This is a genomic window from Dactylosporangium sp. CS-033363 (assembly GCF_050942475.1).
GTDB lineage: Bacteria > Actinomycetota > Actinomycetes > Mycobacteriales > Micromonosporaceae > Dactylosporangium.
The window spans coordinates 1,103,365-1,122,925 of record NZ_CP192032.1; the positions used below are offsets into that span (position 1 = coordinate 1,103,365).

The 19,561-nt window shown below is 74.5% G+C and carries 10 protein-coding genes; 9 read left to right on the top strand and 1 reads right to left on the bottom strand.

The genetic code is table 11. The features are described from left to right. The first annotated feature begins 36 nt into the window (after positions 1–36). The gene (locus tag ACQPZ4_RS05110; protein WP_433056613.1) at positions 37–1,212 is read left to right on the top strand and encodes a M6 family metalloprotease domain-containing protein; all 1,176 of its coding nucleotides are present in this window, start codon (positions 37–39) and stop codon (positions 1,210–1,212) included. On the opposite strand, the gene ACQPZ4_RS05115 is transcribed toward ACQPZ4_RS05110, so the two are convergent. Continuing rightward, positions 1,200–2,318 (bottom strand): glycosyltransferase, encoded by a 1,119-nt coding sequence (locus tag ACQPZ4_RS05115; protein WP_433056615.1) that lies wholly within the window; start codon positions 2,316–2,318, stop codon positions 1,200–1,202. The two genes, ACQPZ4_RS05110 and ACQPZ4_RS05115, sit on opposite strands and share 13 nt — an antisense overlap. A gap of 176 nt (positions 2,319–2,494) precedes the next feature. On the opposite strand from ACQPZ4_RS05115, the gene ACQPZ4_RS05120 reads away from it, so the two are divergent. The 8 genes from ACQPZ4_RS05120 to ACQPZ4_RS05155 are packed head-to-tail and all read left to right on the top strand — an operon-like array spanning position 2,495 to position 19,556. Beyond that, the gene (locus ACQPZ4_RS05120; RefSeq protein ID WP_433056617.1) at positions 2,495–9,931 is read left to right on the top strand and encodes a condensation domain-containing protein; all 7,437 of its coding nucleotides are present in this window, start codon (positions 2,495–2,497) and stop codon (positions 9,929–9,931) included. Further along, complete coding sequence (locus tag ACQPZ4_RS05125; RefSeq protein ID WP_433056619.1) at positions 9,928–15,126, top strand: amino acid adenylation domain-containing protein; 5,199 nt, start codon at positions 9,928–9,930, stop codon at positions 15,124–15,126. The genes ACQPZ4_RS05120 and ACQPZ4_RS05125 overlap by 4 nt, the downstream gene beginning before the upstream one ends. Continuing rightward, positions 15,119–15,301, top strand: a complete 183-nt coding sequence (locus tag ACQPZ4_RS05130; protein ID WP_433056621.1) for an MbtH family protein — start codon at positions 15,119–15,121, stop codon at positions 15,299–15,301. Before ACQPZ4_RS05125 ends, ACQPZ4_RS05130 begins: the two co-directional genes overlap by 8 nt. Continuing rightward, positions 15,298–15,696 carry a phosphopantetheine-binding protein gene (locus ACQPZ4_RS05135; protein WP_433056623.1) on the top strand — a complete coding sequence of 133 codons (399 nt, stop codon included), beginning with the start codon at positions 15,298–15,300 and terminating at the stop codon, positions 15,694–15,696. Before ACQPZ4_RS05130 ends, ACQPZ4_RS05135 begins: the two co-directional genes overlap by 4 nt. Before the next feature lie 2 nt (positions 15,697–15,698). Beyond that, the gene (locus tag ACQPZ4_RS05140) at positions 15,699–16,748 is read left to right on the top strand and encodes a glycosyltransferase family 4 protein (protein ID WP_433056625.1); all 1,050 of its coding nucleotides are present in this window, start codon (positions 15,699–15,701) and stop codon (positions 16,746–16,748) included. Next, entirely contained in the window at positions 16,745–17,605 is an 861-nt protein-coding gene (locus ACQPZ4_RS05145; protein ID WP_433056627.1) for a thiamine pyrophosphate-dependent dehydrogenase E1 component subunit alpha, read from the top strand. Before ACQPZ4_RS05140 ends, ACQPZ4_RS05145 begins: the two co-directional genes overlap by 4 nt. Further along, positions 17,602–18,540: an alpha-ketoacid dehydrogenase subunit beta gene (locus tag ACQPZ4_RS05150; RefSeq protein ID WP_433056629.1), complete on the top strand. Its 939-nt coding sequence runs from the start codon at positions 17,602–17,604 to the stop codon at positions 18,538–18,540. The genes ACQPZ4_RS05145 and ACQPZ4_RS05150 overlap by 4 nt, the downstream gene beginning before the upstream one ends. Continuing rightward, positions 18,537–19,556 carry a 2-oxo acid dehydrogenase subunit E2 gene (locus tag ACQPZ4_RS05155; RefSeq protein WP_433056631.1) on the top strand — a complete coding sequence of 340 codons (1,020 nt, stop codon included), beginning with the start codon at positions 18,537–18,539 and terminating at the stop codon, positions 19,554–19,556. Before ACQPZ4_RS05150 ends, ACQPZ4_RS05155 begins: the two co-directional genes overlap by 4 nt. Positions 19,557–19,561: the final 5 nt, after the last annotated feature.

Genomic DNA, 19,561 nt, shown 5'->3' on the forward strand with positions numbered 1-19,561 from the left:
CCGCCAACGCCGCCCCGACGATCGAAGGAGCCGCGCATGTCGCGTCTGGTTCGGCGCGTTGCCGTCGCTGGGGGAGTGGCCGTCGTCGCGGCGGCGTTGTTGCAGGGTGCGGGGCCCGCGTATGCCGATGTGCCGGCCGGGGGGTGCGCGCTGCCGGCCACCGGGGCGGCGCTCTCCGAGGGGATCCAGAACCAGGGGCAGTTCGTGCCGACGAGCGGTACCGTCGCCGCGAAAATGATCTTCGTGGACTTTCCCGACGCGCCCGCCAACGGGCCCACCACGGCGCTGTATCAGCAGGTCGTGCCGGGTGGGCAGCAGTTCTTCTCCACCGTGTCGTACGGGAAGCTCAGCCTGCAGGTCGACGCCGACACCAGCCGCTTCTATCGCATGCCGCGGGCGTCCACCGCGTACGGGTGGCAGCGCGGGCTGACCTATGAGGCGCATCGGCAGTACATCGCCGATGCGCTGGCCGCGGTCGGGCGGTCCACCTCGTTCCGGGGGGATCAGCTGCTCTACATCGTGCCGACCCGGGCCGCATCGGCGATCTCGTTCTCGCCGACGTTCATGGGGGCGATCACGGCCGGCGACGGGACCTCGCTGGGCAAGACGGTCACGTTCGGGCAGGACATCTGGAACGCCGGATGGGGCTTGAAGGTGCTGGCCCACGAGACCGGGCACGCGATGGGGCTGCCCGACCTGTACGCGTTCAGCGGCTCCGACGCGCACCGGTTCGTCGGCGGCTGGGACCTCATGGGCTGGATTCCCGGGCCCTCGCCGGACCGGTTCGCGTGGCACAAGTGGAAGGCGAACTGGCTGGCCTGGGACCAGGTCGGCTGCGTCACCGCGCCGGGGCGGTTCACCGACACCGTGACGCCGGTCGAGCAGGCCGGGGCCGGGCGCAAGATGACGGTCATCAAGACCGGCGCCACCACCGTGCTGGTCGCCGAGGTGCGGTCCCGCCAGGGCGTGGACGCCAACGCCTGTACGACCGGCGTGCTGATCTACTCGGTGGACACCGCGGTCGCGTCCGGCAACGGGCCGATCCGGGTCAAGGACGCGCGGCCGGGCACGACCGGGTGCCGGCAGCATCCGCTCGACGACGCCGCGTACGACGCCGGGATGTCCTATGTGGACTCGGCCACCGGCGTGCGGATCGACGTCGTGTCGCGCAGCGGCGACACCTACACCTTCAACATCGCCTATCGGGTGTGAAGCATCCGTTCCAGCTGGTCGGCGGCCCGCTCCGGGCCGGCCGCGGTGGGCTCGACGAAGCCGGTCGCCCGCCCGCGGTAGCCGGTGTCGGTCAGGGCCGCCCACAGCCGGTCGGCGGCCGCCTCGGCGGTCCACTGCTCGGCCGGCAGCCAGCGGGCCAGGTCGTGGCGGGCCAGGCGCTGGGCCACGTCCGGGCGGTCGGCGCCGTGGGCCAGGATCACCTGCGGGGTGCCGGACAGCAGCGCGCGCACGGCGGTGCCGATCCCGCCGTGGTGCAGGATCGCGCCGCACTGGGGCAGCGCCGAGGGGAAGGGCAGGCTCCGGTACCACGGGAAGCCCGCGACCGGCTCCGGCGCGACCACGACGACGGGGTGGTCGACCAGCCCGGCGGCGGCGAGGGCGACCTCGTACCAGCGGGGGTGCAGCATCTGCCCGGTGCCGCCGGTGAGCAGGATCGGGCGGCCCGGCAGGTCGACCGAGTCGCCGTCCTCGTCCCCGGCGACGAAGCCGGTCAGGGCCGCGCCGGAGCGGGTGCCGGCCGCGTCGAACCAGCTCGGCCACAGGCCCAGCGTCGGCACGCGCAGGAACTCGGCCCAGTCGGCGACGGCCGGGAGCCCGAGGCCGGCCCGCACCGCGTCGACGCCGTCGGCCAGCCCCTTGCGCGCGTGCATCCGGGCGACCGGGGCCACCATCAGCTGCACCGGGGCGACCGCGACCCAGGCCGCCGGCGCGCCCAGCAGCTCGGCCGCGACCAGCACCGACAGCGCCGAGGTGTGCCGGCCGACGAGGACCGTCTCGCCCGGCCGGTGCCGCTCGGCCAGCAGCGCGACCTCGCGCCCGAGCTCGTCGAAGAGGCCCCGGTCCTCGTAGTACTTGCGCAGGTCGTCGGGGCGGCGCACGGCCAGCAGGTCGGCCGAGCGGGCCTGGTCCGCGCGGTAGCGCTCCTCGGTGTCGATGGCGGCGAAGCCGTAGGGCGCGTGCCGCGCGAACGGCGCGTGGCTCACGAGCGTCACGTCGTGACCGCGTGCGGCGAGCGTCGCGCCGATGCGCGCGAACGGCAGCACGTCGCCGGCCGAGCCGTGCGCGACGAGCAAGAAGACGGCCATGGCGGACGAGTATGACCACCCCGCCGGGCGTCAAACAAGACTCATGAAATTGGAGCATCGAAATCCGTGCACCTTGACGATGCGCCGCCGCGCTGCGTAGCGTGCGAGCGGTTGGAAGCGCTCCCAACACCCTCAAAGGCGCTCATTCCAGCTCGAATCGTTGCGGGGGACGATTGATGGTCACGCCTGCCTTAGGCCGACTCGACCCGGCCCGGCGAGCCTTGCTCGCCCGCCTGGTCGCTGCCGACCGGGCCGCCGCCCCGGACGCGATCACCCCGCGCCCGCGCGGCGGGGGGCCCGTCGCGTGCTCGCCCGCGCAGCGGCGCATCTGGGTCGCCGACCGCCTCGGCGTGGCCCCGCCGGCCACGTTCGGCCTCCGCCTGCGCGGCCGCCTCGACGTCTCGGCCCTGCGCAGCGCGTTCGCCACCGTCGCGGCCCGGCACGAGGCCATGCGCACCGTGTACGAGGTCGTCGGCGACGCGCCGTGGCAGCGGGTGCTGGACCGCACCGAGGTACGCCTCGACGTCCGCGCCGGCGACCCGCACGCCATCGCCGCCGCGGCCGTGCGGGAGCGCTTCGACCTCGCCACCGGCCCGATCTTCCGGGTCACCCTGGTCGAGACCGCCCCCGACGACCACGTCCTGCTGTTCGTGGGGCACCACATCGCCTTCGACGAGCACTCGGTCGGCCTGCTCCGGCGCGAGGTCGCCCTGGCCTACGCCGGCCACGACCTCGGAGCGCCGCCCGCGCTGCAGTACGCCGACTACGCCGCCTGGATCGCCGGCCGCCCGGTCCCGGAGTCCCGCACCCGCTACTGGCGCGACCGGCTCGCCGGCCTGGGCGACACCCGCCTGCCCTTCGCCCGCGACCGCGCGGCCGGAGCGGCGACGCGGGCGCTGCGGCTGGAGCTGGCCCCGGGCGCGCTGGACCGGTTCCGCCCCGCGACGCCGTTCGCCGCGCTGCTCGCGGTGCTGTCGGACGCGGTGGCGCGGTACACCGGCGAGACCGACGTGGCGATCGGCACCATCTCCTCGGGGCGCCCGCGCGTCGAGCTGGAGCCGATCGTCGGCTGCTTCCTCAACCCGGTCCCGCTGCGCACGGATCTCAGCGGCGCGCGGGACCTGGCCGAGGTCACCAAGCGGGTGCGCCGGACGGTCACCGCGGCGCTGGCCAACGAGGTGCCGTTCGAGACCATCGGCGCCGCCGGGCCGCTGTTCCGCGTTGCGCTGCACCTGCACCAGCCGCGGGCGGCCGAGGAGTGGGCCGGGCTTGCCGTTGAGACCTGGCATCACGACGTGCCCGCCGTTGAGCAGGATCTCGTCGTCGAGGCCATGCCCCGCGCGGACGGGAGCGCCGAGCTGGCCTTCCGCCACGCCGCGCTGGAGGACGGGGCGCTCGAGCACTTCGCCGAGCACGTGCGGCGGCTCGCCGAGGGGCGGCCGGTCGAGCCGCCGCGGCCGACCTACTGGCGCAAGGACCCGCGTACGGTGCTCGACCTGATCGACGCCCAGGCCGCGCGGACGCCCGGCGCCGTCGCGCTCGAGGCCGCCGATGGGCAGACCCGCACGTACGCCGAGCTGATGTCCAATGTGGACAAGCGGGCCGCCGCGATCGCGGGCAGGCTGGTGCCGATCGCGCTGCGGCGGACGCCCGAGCTGGTCGAGGAGGTGCTCGCGGTGTGGCGGGCCGGGGCGGCCTATGTGCCGATCGACCCCGGGTACCCCGAGGCGCGGCAGGCGCTCATCCGCGAGGACGCGCAGCTGGACCCGGGCGGTGGCGTGGCCTACGTGCTGCACACGTCAGGATCCACCGGGCGGCCCAAAGGGGTCGTCGTCGAGCATCACGCGCTCACCAACTTCGTGCTCGACATGGCCGCGCGGCTGGAGGCGCGGCCCGAGCACCGCTGGCTCGCCGTCACCTCGCTCAACTTCGACATCGCGGGGCTGGAGCTGTTCCTGCCGCTGGCCACCGGCGGGCGGATCGTGCTGGCCGACGAGGAGGCGCAGCGGGACGGGCACCGCCTCGACGCGCTGGTCGGCGCGGCAGGGGTCACGCACGTGCAGACCACGCCGTCGCGGTGGCGGCTGCTGCTGGCCGCCGGGTTCGACCGGGCCGATGTCGTCGCGCTGGTCGGCGGGGAGGCGCTGCCGCTCGACCTGGCCCGGGAGCTGCGGGCGAAGAGCCGGGCCACGCTCAACGTGTACGGGCCGACGGAGACCACGATCTGGTCCGCGAGCTGGCCGGTCCCCGCGGACGTGGACGAGGTGGCGATCGGGGAGCCCATCGGGTACACCCACATCCGCATCTGTGGCGAGGACGGGCGCGAGCTGCCGCACGGGGCGGTCGGGGAGCTGTGCATCGGCGGGCTCGGCGTGGCCCGGGGCTATCTCGGGCGGCCCGGGCTGACCGCCGACCGGTTCCGGCCCGACCCGTGGGGGGCGCCCGGGAGCCGGCTGTACCGCACCGGGGACCTGGCCCGGTGGGGCGGCGACGGGCGGCTGCGCTTCGTGGGGCGGGCCGACAACCAGATCAAGCTGGCCGGGCACCGGATCGAGCTGGGGGAGATCGAGGCGCACCTGGCCGCGCTCCCGGGCGTGCGGCAGGCCGCGGTCGCCGTGCGCGACGGGCGCCTGGTCGGCTACGTGGTGGGAAGTCCGGAGCGGAACGACCTGGGTCACAAGCTTCCCGAATACATGATCCCGCGGGTGTACGTCGAGCTCCCCGACCTCCCCCTCACGCCCAACGGCAAGCTCGACCGGGCCGCGCTCCCGGATCCCGAGCCGGTCGCGAGCACCGGGGTGGCGCCCCGCACCGCGACCGAGCGGCTCGTCGCCGAGCTCTGGCAGGAGGCGCTCGGGCGCGACGGGATCTCGGTCGACGACGACTTCTTCGCGCTCGGCGGGCACTCGCTGCCCGCCATGACCGTCGCCGCACGGCTCTCCGTCGCCACCGGATACGAGGTCGCGGTGCGGACGGTGTTCGCGCACCCGACGGTGGCGGCGCTCGCCGGCGCCGTGGACGAGCTCGTGAACGCGCCCGACCCGACCCTCGACGTGCCGGTCACGCCGCGGGCCGATCCCGCCGCGCCCGCGCCGCTCGCCCCGGCGCAGCTCAGGCTGTGGTTCCTGCAGGTGCTGGAGCCGGACGACGCGGCGTACAACATGGCGCTCGTCTACAACCTCACCGGCCCGCTCGACGTCGAGCGGCTGCGCCGCGCGCTGGAGCTGGTCGTGGAGCGCCACGACACGCTGCGCACCCGGTTCTTCGAGGCCGACGGCGAGCCGCTGCAGGTCGTGACCGCGCGGCGGCCGGTGCTCGAGACCGGCGACCTGGACGACGTTCCGCGGTGGACCAACGCGCCGTTCGACCTGGGCGAAGGAATGCTGCTGCGGGCCGGTCTGGTCACCAAGAGGCCCGACGAGCACGTGCTGTGCCTGGTCATGCACCACATCGCCGGGGACGGGCGGTCGCTGGGCATCCTGACCGAGGAGCTGCACGCGGCCTACGCGGGCGCGGCGCTGCCCGACCTGCCCGTGCGGTACACCGACTTCGCCGAGTGGCAGCGCGCCCGCGGGGACGAGCGCGACCTGACGTACTGGGCCCGCCGGCTGCAGGGGGTGCCGCACCTCGACCTGCCCACCGACCGGCCCCGCCCGGCCGTGCAGAGCTCGCGCGGCGGGTTCGCGCGGCGCCGCCTGAGCGCCGGGCTCGCCGACGCCCTCGACCGGCTCGGGGCCGCGCACGGGTGCACGCCGTTCATGGTGCTGCTCGCCGGGTACCAGGCGCTGCTGGCCAGGCACACCGGCCAGACCGACATCAGCGTCGGCACGTCGGTCTCCGACCGCGCCCGGCCCGAGCTGTCCGGGCTCATCGGCATGTTCATCAACACGCTCGTGCTGCGCACCGACCTGTCCGGCGACCCGACCCTGGCCGAGCTGCTCGGGCGGGTGCGCGAGGTCGCGCTGGGGGCCTACGCGCACCCGGAGATCCCGTTCGAGCGGCTCGCCGCCGAGCTCGGGCTGGCCCGGGACCCGTCGCGCACCGAGCTGTTCCAGACCATGCTCATCCTGCACACCGAGGCGGGCGCGACGACGGAGCTGCTGCCGGGCCTCGCCGCCGAGCACGCCGAGGACGGGCTGGCCCAGGCCAAGTTCGACCTGATGCTCGACGCCTGGCGCGAGCCGGACGGGCTGCAGCTCTCGCTCAACTACCGCACCGACCTGTTCGACGCGGCCACCGCCGACCGCCTCCTCGCCCGGCTGGAGCGCCTGCTGGCCGCCGACCCCGGCCTGCCGCTGTCCAAAGTGGACCTGCTGCACGAGGGCGAGCGGGACGAGCTGATCGCGCTCGGCACCGGCCCGGAACACAGCGAGGCGCCCGACGTCGTGGACCTGATCGCCGCGCAGGACCCGGGCGCGGTCGCGGTGTCCTGCCGCGCGGAGTCGCTCACCTACGGCCAGCTCAACGACCGTGCGGCCCGGATGGCGGGGTGGCTGCACGAGCAGGGCGTACGCCCGGACGACCGGGTGGGCGTGCTCATGCCGCGCTCGCTCGACCTGATCGTCGCGCTGCTCGCGGTGCTCAAGGCCGGCGCCGCCTACGTGCCGATCGACCCGCGCTACCCGGAGGCCCGCCAAAACTTGCTGGCCGGAGAATGCACAAAAACCATCAAAACGGTCACGCAACGCGACGCATACCAGTCCGCGGTTGACGAACAAAACCTGGCGTACGTCATCTACACCTCCGGCTCGACGGGCACGCCCAAGCCGGTCGGCATCACCCGGCACGCGCTCAACGCGCGAGCGGCATGGATGCGCCGCCGGTACAACATCGGCAAAACGGACGCAGTGGCACAGTTCGCGACCGTCAGCTTCGACACCCACGTCGAGGAGGTCTGGCCGACCCTGACCGCGGGCGCCCGCCTGGTGCTGCTGCCGCCCGACGAGGACCTGCCGGAGCTGCTGGAGCGCGAGCCGGTCACCGTCCTGGACCTCCCCACCCCGTACTGGCACGAGCTCGTGGGCACCACCACCTGGCCCGAGTCGCTGCGCCTGCTCATCCTCGGCGCCGACACCGTGCGCGCCGACAAGCTGGCCGCCTGGCACGCCGAGGTGGGCGATCGGGTCGAGCTGCTCAACACGTACGGCCCGACCGAGACCACGGTCATCGCCACCACCGGCCCGCTCGGCCCGGACGAGACCTCGATCGGCACCCCGATCGCCGCCACCCGCGTCTGCATCCTCGACGACGGCATGCGGCTGCAGCCCCGCGGCGTGCCGGGCGAGCTCTGCATCGCCGGCGACGGCGTGGCCCGCGGCTACCTCGGCCGCCCCGGCCTCACCGCCGACAAGTTCCGCCCCGATCCGTTCGGCCCGCCCGGCGCCCGCCTGTACCGCAGCGGCGACCGCGCCCGCTGGCGCCCCGACGGCCGCCTGGAGTTCCTGGGCCGGCTCGACGACCAGGCGAAGATCCGCGGCTACCGGGTCGAGCCGGGCGAGGTGGAGACGGTGCTCGGGAGCCTGCCCGGCGTCCGCCAGGCCGCGGTGGTGGTCCGCGACGGGGCCCTCGCGGCGTACGCGGCCCCGGAGGCGTTGGACCCGGCCGAGCTGCGCCGGGCACTCGCCGAGCGGCTCCCCGCCTTCCTGGTGCCGACCCACCTCACGGTGCTCGACCGCATCCCGCTCACCGGCAACGGCAAGGTCGACCGGGCCGCCCTGCCCGCCCCGGCCACCGCGACCGGCGGCTACGTCGCGCCGCGCACCCCGGCCGAGGACCTGGTGGCGCAGATCTGGGCCGGCGTGCTCGGCGTCGAACGCGTGGGCGCGCACGACGACTTCTTCGCCCTCGGCGGCCACTCGCTGCTGGCCATCGCGGCGGTGGCCCGGCTCTGCGCCGCGACCGGGCGCGACGTGCCGGTGCGGGCGCTGTTCCTCGCCCCGACGGTCGCCGGGCTGGCGGCGGCGGTGGACGACTACCGCGCGGAGGCCCCGGTCCTGCGGCGCGCGCTTTCCAGAGCCCCGTTGTCGTACGGCCAGCAGCGCCTCTGGTTCCTCCAGCAGCTCGACCCCGGGGACGCCTCGTACAACATCGCCGTCGCGTACCGCCTGCGCGGCCCCCTGGACCCGGCCCGCCTGGAGGCCGCGCTCAACGCCGTCGTGGCCCGGCACGAGTCGCTGCGCACCCGCTTCGTGGCGGGCGACGACGAGCCGGTGCAGGAGGTGACGGCCGCCCGCCTGACGCTGGAGCACGGACGCGACGTCGCGGCGTGGACCAATGCGCCGTTCGACCTGGAGTCCGGCCTGCTGCTGCGGGCCGGGCTGGTCACCGACGGCGCCGACGACCACGTGCTGTGCCTGGTCGTACACCACATCGCCGCCGACGGCCGCTCGCTCGGCGTGCTGGTGCGGGAGCTGCGCGCCGCCTACGCCGGGGAAGTGGTGCCGGAGCCGCCGGTGCAGTACGCCGACTTCGCACTCTGGCAGCGCGCCCGCGCCGAGGGCGACCAGCTGGACTTCTGGCGGGACCGGCTCACCGGGGTGCCGATCCTGGAGCTGCCGACCGACCGGCTCCGCCCGGAGATGACCGGCGTCGAGGGCGGCTTCGTGGTCCACGACCTGCCGGCCAGCCTGGCCACCGGGGTGCGCCGGCTCGCCGCCGAGGCCCGGTGCACGCCGTTCATGGTGCTGCTGTCGGTGTACCAGGTGCTGCTGGCCCGGCTCAGCGGCCAGGACGACTTCTGCGTCGGCACCCCGATCGAGAACCGGCCGCGGGTCGAGGTGGCGGACCTCGTCGGGTTCTTCGTCAACACCCTGGCGCTGCGGGCCGACCTGGCCGGCGACCCGACGTTCCGGGAGCTGCTGGGCCGCACCCGGGACACCGCGCTCGCCGCGTACGCGCACCAGGACGTGCCGTTCGACCGGCTGCTGAGCGCGGTCGACGTGCCGCGCCGGCTGGACCGCACGCCGCTGTTCCAGACCATGTTCACCCTGCACACCGAGGAGGCGGCCGGCACCGACGTGCTGCCCGGCGTCGAGGCGGCGTTCCACGACCCGGGCGTGCGGCAGGTGAAGTTCGAGCTGAGCCTCGACGTGTGGCGGACCGCCGACGCGCTGCGGCTGGTGCTCGGCCACCGCGCCGACCTCTTCGAGAGGGCCACCGCCGAGGGCCTGGTCCAGCGCTTCGAGGCGCTGGCCACCGCGCTGCTGTCCAACCCGGACGGTCCACTGTCGACGGTCGACGCCGGCGGCGACGCGCCCGCGCGGGCGGCGTTGAGCAAGGCCGAGCGCCCGAGCGCGGTGACCCGAGGAACGACGACCTACATCCCGCCCCGGGACGCGGCCGAGGAGCTGGTCGCCGGGGTCTGGCAGGACGTGCTCGGGCTGGAGCGGGTCGGGGTGCACGACGACTTCTTCGCCGTCGGCGGCCACTCGCTGCTGGCCATGAAGGTGGCCGGCCGCCTCCGCGCGGCGACCGGCACGGCGGTCCCGCTGCGGACCATGTTCGCCCACCCGGTCCTCGCCGACCTGGCCGCCGCCGTGGAGGAGCTGATCGTGGCCGACCTGGAAGCCCTGACCGACGACGAGGCGGCGCTGCTGCTGGGGGAGGCCCGATGACGCTCTCACCGACGAAGCGAGCCCTGCTGGAGCGCCGCCTGGCCGGAAAAGCGGCGCAGGCGACCGTCGCGATCCCCAGGAGGCCCGAGGGCACCCCGGCGCCGCTGTCGTTCGCGCAGGAGCGGTTCTGGTTCCTGGAGCAGCTCGCCCCGGGCAACACTGCGGCCGTGATCCCGATCGTACTGCGCCTGCACGGCGCGCTCGACACAGCCAGGCTGGCCGCCGCCATCTCCGGCGTCGTCGCGCGGCACGAGACCCTGCGCAGCCGCTTCGCCGACCCCGGCGACGGGCGGCCCGAGCTGCGGGTGGACGAGGCACAGGCGGTACCGCTGCCGCTCCTGGCTCTTGACGAGCTGGAGGCGCACCTCGCGGCGCCGTTCGACCTCGCCGCCGGCCACCTGCTGCGGCCCGCGCTGATCGCACTCGGCCCGGACGACCACCTGCTCGCGATCGCGATCCACCACATCGTCACCGACGGCTGGTCGATGGACCTGTTCGCGGGCGAGGTGGCGGCGCTGTACGCCGGCGGCACGCCGCCCGAGCTGCCGGTCCGCTACGGCGACTACGCGGCCTGGCAGCGCGCGAACACCGGGTTCGCGGCGAGCGTCGAGTTCTGGCGCGGCACGCTGGCCGGGATCGAGCCGCTCGACCTGCCGACCGACCACCCGCGCCCGCCCCGGCAGACCTTCGCCGGGGCCGAGCACAGCCTCGCCCTGGGCCTGCGCGACGAGCTGACCGCGCTGGCCCGCGACCACGGCGTCACCCTGCACATGGCGCTGCTGGCGGCGTTCCAGGCGGTGCTGGCCCGGCTGACCGGGCAGACCGACTTCGCGGTGGGCTCGCCGGTGGCCGGGCGGCAGCAGCCGGAGCTGGAGAAGCTCATCGGCATGTTCGTCAACACGGTGACGCTGCGCGCGCCGCTGGCCGGCGACCCGACCTTCGCCGAGCTGCTCGGGCGGGTGAAGGAGACCTGCCTGGACGCGTACGCGCACCAGGACCTCCCGTTCGAGCAGCTCGTGCAGGAGCTCGACGTGCCGCGCGACGTGCGCCGCTCGCCGGTCTTCCAGACGCTGTTCGCGCTGCAGAACTACGCCGAGTACGACGGGCGGGACTGGGGCGGGCTGACCCTGGGGCACTGGCCGGCGCCCGTCTCCGCGACGCGGTTCGAGCTGGAGCTGTACGTCAAGGAGGCGCCCGACGAGCTGTGGGCGACCGTCGTCTACAACACCGACCTGTTCTCCCACGACACCGCGGTGCGCTTCGCCGGCCATTTCCGGCGCTTCCTATGCAAAATAGCGGAAAACCCGAACCTACGACTGTCCGATGTGGACCTGCTCGATCCGGACGAGCTCGCGCTGGTCCTGCGCGCGCCCGAGCGGGTCGAGCTGCCCGGCACCACCGTGCCGGCGCTCATCGAGGCGCGGATGCGCGAGCAGCCCGACGCCGTCGCGGTCACGTTCGGCGGGAAGCACCTGACCTACGCCGAGCTGGACGAGCGCTCCGCCGCGCTGGCCGCCCGCATCCCGCGCGGGAGCCTCGTCGCGGTCTCCGCCGAGCGCTCCTTCGAGCTGGTGATCACGCTGCTGGCGGTGCTGCGCGCGGGCGCGGCGTACGTGCCGCTGGACCCCGAGTACCCGGCCGACCGCCTGGACTTCATGCGCGCCGACTGTGGGGCGCGGCCGCTGGAGGAGCTCGAGGAAGGCGAACGCCAGGTTTCCGGCGACATCGCCTACGTGATCTACACGTCCGGGTCGACCGGGCGGCCCAAGGGCGTTCCGAACACCCACCGCGGCCTGCTCAACCGCCTCGACTGGATGCAGCGCCGCTTCCAGATCGGCCCCGGCGACGCGGTGCTGCAGAAGACCCCGGCCGGCTTCGACGTCTCCGTCTGGGAGTTCTTCTGGCCGCTCATGGCCGGCGCCCGGCTGGTGCTGGCCGCACCGGGCGGGCACCGCGACGCGGAGTACCTGCGCGACCTCATCCGAGCCGAGCAGGTCACGACGCTGCACTTCGTGCCCTCGATGCTCGCGGTGTTCCTGGGAACAGAGGACGTGGCCACCTGCACGTCGCTGCGCACGATCGTCTGCAGCGGCGAGGCGCTCCCGGCCGACCTGGCCCGCCGCTGCCTGGCCACCCTCCCGGCCGAGCTGCACAACCTCTACGGCCCGACCGAGGCCGCGATCGACGTGAGCGCCTGGCACTGCGACGGCGACGCCCTCGCCGGCCTGGCCCGGGTGCCGATCGGGGCGCCGATCCAGAACGTGGCCCTGCACGTGCTCGACGCGCGGCTGCGACCGTGCCCGGTCGGCGTGCCCGGCCAGCTGTTCATCGCCGGCGTCGCGCTGGCCAACGGCTACCTCGGCCGCCCGGCCCTGACCGCGGAGAAGTTCCTGCCGGACCCCTACGGCCCGCCCGGCAGCCGGATGTACGCCACCGGCGACCTCGCCCGCCGCCGCCCCGACGGCACCATCGACTTCCTCGGCCGCCTCGACACCCAGGTCAAGCTGCGCGGCCTGCGGATCGAGCTGGGCGAGATCGAGGCGGCAATCAGAAGCGCCGCGCAGGACGCCGCCGTCGTCGTGCTCGACGACCGCCTGGTCGCCTACGTGGTGGGCCCCGAGCAGGACTTCCGGTCCCTGCTGAAGAAGACGCTCCCCGACTACATGGTGCCGTCGGCGTTCGTGCACCTCGACGCGCTGCCGCTCACCCCGAACGGCAAGCTCGACCGCCGCGCCCTGCCCGCCCCGACCGTCACCCGCCGGGCCGACGTCGCGTTCGCCGAGCCGGAGACCGACGCCGAGCGGCTGGTCGCCGGCATCTGGCAGGAGCTGCTGCAGGTCGAGCGGGTCGGGGCCGAGGACGACTTCTTCGACCTCGGCGGGCACTCGCTCATCGCCACCCAGGTCGTGGCCCGGCTGCGCAAGGCCGGCGGGGGCGTGTCGGTGCTGGACGTGTTCCAGTACAAGACGGTGCGCGAGCTGGCCCGCCTGCTGTCCGAGCCGGACCGGGGCCCGCGGCCGCTGCTGCACGAGCTGACCTCGTCGAGGACGCGGACGGCCTCGATCGTGGCGGTGCCCTACGGCGGCGGCAGCGCGGTCGTCTACCAGCCCCTCGCCGACGCCCTGCCGAAGGACTGGTCGCTCTTCGCGGTCGCCATCCCGGGCCAGGACATCGGGGTGCGCGAGGAGGCGCTGCCGTTCGAGGAGCTGGCCGCGCGGCTGACCGCGGAGGTGCTGGAGAAGGTCGAGGGGCCACTCATCGTCTACGGGCACTGCGGCGTCGGCTCCTCCGTCGCCGTCGAGCTGGCCCGGCGGCTCGAGGCGGCCGGCCGTACCGTCGACGCCGTCTACATCGGCGCCGTGTTCCCGTTCGCCCGCCCCACCGGCCGGTTCAGCGGCCTGCTGGCCAAGCTGGCCGGGCGCGAGGCGCTGCTGTCCAACCGGGTGTACGAGAACTGGCTGCGCTCGATGGGCGTGGAGATGGCCGAGTTCGACAAGGACGAGGCCGACCTCATCATCCGCAACATGCGCGAGCACACGCGGCTGGCCGAGGAGTACTTCACCGCGCTGTTCGCCGCCCAGGTGACGCCGCTGCAGGCGCCGATCGTGTCCGTCGTCGGCAGCCAGGACACGCAGACCGAGTTCTATCGGGAGCGCTACCGGGAGTGGCACTTCCTGACCGGCGCCACCGCGCTCGTGGTGCTGGACGAGGCCGGGCACTTCTTCCTGAAGTACCGGGCCGAGGAGCTGGCCCGGATCGTCACCGAAGTCCATCAGACGGACGAGCAGACCCGCGATCCCGAGGGCGGCTGGGAGGTCGCGGGCCGCTCGTCGACCGTCGAGCGGACCGACGGGCCGGAGCCGAGCCTGGGCCGGTTCATGGCGGTCGCGGCCGGGCAGCTGGTGTCGATCGTCGGCTCGGCGCTCACCGAGTTCGCCATCCCGCTCTGGATCTACCTGCAGACCGGCTCCCTGGTGCGCTTCGCCGTCTTCGCGGTGCTGGGCCTGGTCCCCGGCATGCTCGTGGCGCCGCTGGCCGGGGCCGTCGTCGACCGCTTCGACCGGCGCAAGGTCATGCTGGCCGGCGATGTCGCCGCCGGGGCCAGCCAGGCCGCGCTGCTCGCCCTCGCGCTCACCGACACGCTGAAGATCCCGCTCTTGTACTGCCTGCTGGTCGTCCTGTCGATCGCGCTCACGTTCCAGCGGCTGGCGTTCTCCTCCGCGGTGCCGCAGCTCGTGCCCAAGCGGTACCTCGGCCACGCCAACGGCATGGTCCAGCTCAGCTTCGGCGCCGGGCAGTTCCTGGTCCCGCTGGTCGCGGCCGGGCTGATGGCCGCCGTGGGCCTGCGCGGGGTCCTCGTGCTCGACGTCGTCAGCTACGCCGTGGCGATCGGCGTCACCCTCGCCGTGCGGTTCCCCAAGACGCTGGCCTGGGCCCGCCGGGAGACGTTCTGGCAGGAGGTGGTGGGCGGCTGGCGGTACGCGCTCGGAGCCGGCGGCCTGCGCCCGGTCCTCGTCTTCTTCGCCGTGCTCAACCTGTTCATGACGCCGCTGTTCCTGCTGCTCTCGCCGCTCGTGCTGTCCTTCGGCGACCTGAACGCGGTGGCCCGGGTCAGCATGGCCGGCGGCCTCGGCGCGATCGCCGGCGGCCTGCTCATGAGCTTCTGGGGCGGCCCGCGCCGGCACCGGGTCCGCGGCATGCTCCTGGTCGTGCTCGGGCTCGCCCTCTTCAGCGCGCTGCCCGGCCTGCGCCCGAGCGAGCTGCTGGTGGCGGCCGGGGCGCTCGGCATGTCGCTGGGGCTGACCCTGGCCAACGGCGTGTACACCACGATCGTCCAGGTCAAGGTCCCGCAGCGGTTCCACGGCCGGGTGTTCGCGGTGAACACGGTCATCGCCTTCTCCACCATCCCGATCGGGTACGCCGTCGTCGCCCCGCTCGGCAGCCACCTGCTCGACCCGCTGATGGCCCCCGGCGGGGCGCTCGCGGGCAGCGTGGGCGCGCTGATCGGCACCGGCCCGGGCCGCGGCACCGCGCTGCTGTTCCTGCTGCTCGCCGCGGTCATGGTGGCCCAGGTGCTGGTCTCGCTGCGGCTGCCGAGCCTGGCCCGCTTCGACGAGCGGGTGCCCGACGCCGCCCCCGACGACCTGATCGGGGCCCAGACCAGGCAACGCCGGAAGGAACAGTCCCATGGATGACTACGCCGTCGTGCTGAACGACGAGGAGCAGTACTCGATCTGGCCCGCCGCCGACCCGCTGCCGCCCGGCTGGCGCGCGGAGGGCTTCCGGGGGCCGCGCCAGGAGTGCCTCGACCACATCGACCGGGTCTGGACCGACATGCGGCCGGCGAGCTTACGGGGAGCGCAGGGATGACACCGGACGAGACCACCGTCGCGCGGATCTGGACCGACCTGGGACTCAAACCGGCGGCGGCCGAGGACGACTTCTTCGACCTCGGCGGCGAGTCCCTCGTGCTGGTCGGGTTCCTCGCCCGGGTACAGCACGAGCTCGGCCTGGAGCTGCCCGTCGACGAGCTGTTCGAGGAGGACCTGACCGTCGCGTCCGCCGCCCGCCTGCTCGACAAGGTGCGGCTGGAGACCGGCCTGGCCGCGCTCGAGGGCATGTCCGAGGCCGAGGTGGCCGGGCTGCTGAGCCGCGCCTCGCTCGATGGCAAGTCCGAGGCCGAGGTGGCCGGGCTGCTGAGCCGCGCCTCGCTCGAGGGCATGTCCGAGGCCGAGGTGGCCGCGCTGCTGAGCCGGGCCGAGTAGCCGTGCGGGTGCTGCTGGCGCAGAACATGCCCTGGCTGCCGGGGCACGGCGGCGCCACCAAGTCCAACCGGCTGCTGCTGGAGGAGCTCGCGGCGCGCGGGCATCGGTGCGTGGCGGTGGCCCGCGGTGCACCCGGCGTCAGGACGATCGCGGGCGTCGAGGTGTTCGCGGCCGACGGGCCCCGGCTGCCGCGCCTGCTGCGCGACGTCGCGGCGGCGGAGGAGCCGGACTGGACGCTGGTGCCGTCCGACGATCCGGGCCTGATGATGCTCGGCTCGGCGCTGCGGGCCACCCCGGACCGCGTCGTCTACCTCGTGCACACCCTCCAGCAGCTCCCCTTCGGCCCACGCTCGTTCTACCCCAGCGAGTCCGGCCGCCGCCTGGTCGCGCGGGCGCGGGGCGTCCTGTCGGTCAGCCGCGCCGCCCGGGACTACGTCCTCGTGCACGGTGGCCTGGAATCGACGGTGCTCTACCCGCACGTGTACGGCCCGAGCCCGGACGTGTTCGCCGCCGCCGGCCCGGTCACGATGGTGAACCCGTGCGGCTTCAAGGGGCTGCCGGTCCTGCTCGGGCTGGCCGACGCCCGGCCGGACCTCCGCTTCCGCGCGGTGCGGACCTGGGGCAGCACCGACGCCGACCTCGCCGAGCTGGCCGCCCGGCCGAACATCGGCGTGGTCCCGGCCGCCGAGAACATCACCGACGTGCTGCGCGGGAGCCGGGCGGTGCTGATGCCGTCGCTGTGGGACGAGACGTTCGGCTACACCGCGGTGGAGGCGATGCTGCACGGCATTCCGGTGCTCGCGGCCGACGTCGGCGGGCTGCGCGAGGCCAAGCTCGGGGTGCCGCACCTGCTGCCGGTCGACCCGATCACCCGGTACGAGCCGGGCGCCGCCCATCCCCGCCCCGTCCTCCCGCCGCAGGACCTCGGGCCCTGGCTGGCCGCGCTGGACGACCTCCCACCCGAGCTGTCCGCGCGGGGGCGGGCGGCGGCCGCCGCGTTCGTCGCCTCGCTCGACCCCGGGGCGCTCGAGAAGTACCTGGTGAACCTGTGACGGACGACGACCTGCGGGCGCTGCTGCTCATCCGGCACTTCGAGACCGCCCTGCTGGACCTGTACGCGCAGGGCCTCCTGCACGGCACCACGCACACTTGCCTCGGCCAGGAGCCGGTGCCGGTCGCGCTGATGCCGCTGCTGGACCCGGACGACTTCGTGTTCAGCAACCACCGCGGGCACGGGCACTACCTGGCCCGCTTCGACGACCCGGCGGGCCTGCTGGCCGAGATCATGGGGCGCGCGGGCGCGGTGTGCAACGGGGTCGGCGGCAGCCAGCACCTGCGCCGGGGCCGCTACCTGTCCACGGGCGTGCAGGGCGAGAGCCTGCCGCTGGCCGCCGGGGCCGCGCTGCACCTGGCCCGGACCGAGCCCGGGCGGCTCGCCTGCGCGTTCATCGGCGACGGGACGTGGGGCGAGGGCGCGGTGTACGAGGCGCTCAACCTCGCCGCCCTGTGGCGCCTGCCGCTGCTGGTCGCGGTCGAGCACAACGGGATCGCGCAGAGCACCCCGTCGGCGGCCGCGATGGCCGGCACGATCGCCGCGCGGGCGGCCGGGTTCGGGATTTCATTTTTGAAACTCGGCTCCGCGGACGTCACGGACCTGCGGGCGGCGCTGGAGGAGCCGCTCAAGCACCTGCGCGACGGGGCCGAGCCGCTGGTCGTCGAGTTCGCCACGCACCGCCTCGGCCCGCACAGCAAGGGCGACGACACCCGCCCGGCCGCGGAGGTGGCCGCGCTGCCCGACTGGTACCCGCCGCACGCCGGCTCCCCGCTGGACCTCGAACAGCGCGAGCGGGTCGCGGCCGTGGTCGCCGACGTGACCGCCCGCCCGCCGTCCACCTGGGACGTTCGATGAGCCGAGTCGCCGAGAGCCTGAATCTTGCTTTGCAAAAGCTGCTGGACGAGGACCCGCGGCTGTACCTGCTGGGCGAGGACATCACCGACCCGTACGGCGGCGCCTTCAAGGTGACCCGGGGCCTCTCCACGCGGTTCCCGGACCGGGTCCTGGGCACCCCGATCAGCGAGTCGGCGATCGTCGGCGTCGCCAACGGGCTGGCCCTGGCCGGGGACAAGGCGATCGTCGAGATCATGTTCGCCGACTTCGCGCTGCTCGCCTTCGACCAGATCGTGAACGTGGCGGCCAAGTCGACGGCGATGTTCGGCCGGCCGGTGCCGATGCCGGTCGTCGTGCGCTGCCCGACCGGGGGCAACCGCGGCTACGGGCCGACCCACAGCCAGAGCCCGCAGAAGCACTTCCTGGGCGTGCCGGGGCTGGACGTCTTCGAGCTGAGCCCGTTCACCGAGCCGCTGCCGCTGCTGCGCGGGATGCTCGCGAGCGGCCGACCGGCGGTCCTGTTCGAGGACAAGGTGTTGTACGGCCGGCAGCTGGGCGTCCCGCGCCCGTTCACGGCGGACGGGGACACCGTCGTGGTGGACGGTGCGCCGAGCGACGACTTCCTGATCGTGGCGCCCGGCGGCCTCGCGCACCGGGCGCTGGAGGCGATGGAGGCGCTGCTGATGCGGTACGAGCTGTGCGGCGCCCTGCACGTGCCGGCCCGGCTCTACCCGTGGGATCCCGGCCCCGTCCTGCGCCACCCGGCCCGGCAGGTCCTCGTCGTCGAGGACGGGCCGCCCGGCGCCTCCTGGGCCACCGAGGTCGCCTTCCAGCTGCACGCCGCCGGCCGGCAGGTGCGGGTGCTGCACGCGGCGGACACGGTGGTGCCGACCGCGGCCCACCTGGAGCGGGAGGTGCTCGTGCAGGCGGGTTCGATCGTGGCGGCGCTGACATGACCGAGATCCTGGTGCCGAAGCTCAACACCAACGACGACACGTACACGCTGCTGGAGTGGCTCGCGCCGGCGGGCTCGCTGGTGGAGCCGGGCGACCCGGTGGCGTCGGTGGAGACCTCGAAGGCGGTGGAGGAGCTGCCGAGCGGGGGCTCGGGCTATCTGCGGCAGCTGCTGCCGGAGGGCGCGTCCTGCGCGGCCGGGTCGGTGATCGGCCGGCTCGAGGGCGCGCCGTCGGCCGCGGCGGTCGTGGCTCCCGCGGACATTTCGGACATCGTGATCACCGAGCCGGCGCTGCGGGCCATGGCCGAGCGGGGGATCGAGCGGTCGGCGGTGGAGGCGCTGGGGCGCAAGGTGATCCGGGTCGCCGACCTCGACGCGCTCGGGGGTGCCGCGGCGGCGGTCGAGGAGCGGCTGCCGGCGGTGCAGCGGGCCGTGGCCGCCGTGGTCACCGAGTCGGCGGCGATCCCGCAGGCGTTCGTGGCGATCCGGGTGCCCGCCGAGGCCGCGGGCGCGCGCGGGCGCGAGCTCACCAGGCAGTACAAGCGGATGATCGGCCTGCCGGAGCTGACCATCGCCGCGATCGGCGCGGTCGCGGCCGGGCATCCCGACTGCTTCGCCGCGTTCGTCCCGCCCGACCGGGTGCGCCGCGCGGCCGCGATCGACGTCGGCGTGACCGTCGACGTGGGCCGGGGCCTGCACGTGCCGGTCATCCGCGACGTGCCCGCGCGCTCGCCGGCCGACATCGCCGCGCGGCTGATGGAGCTGCGCACCACGGCGCTGCGCGGCGCGTTCCGCCCGGCCGACCTGGCCGGCCCGGCGATCCTGCTCGCCCTGCACACCGACCTCGACGTGACCGCGGCGGTGCCGCTGGTGCTGCCCGGGACCACGTGCGCGGTCTCGCTCACCGGCCGGGTCGACGGCCACGTCCAGCTCGGCCTCGCCTACGACCACCGCGTGCTCAACGGCCGCGGTGCCACCCTGTTCCTCAAGGCGGTGGCGGCCCAGCTCAACCCCTAGGTTGG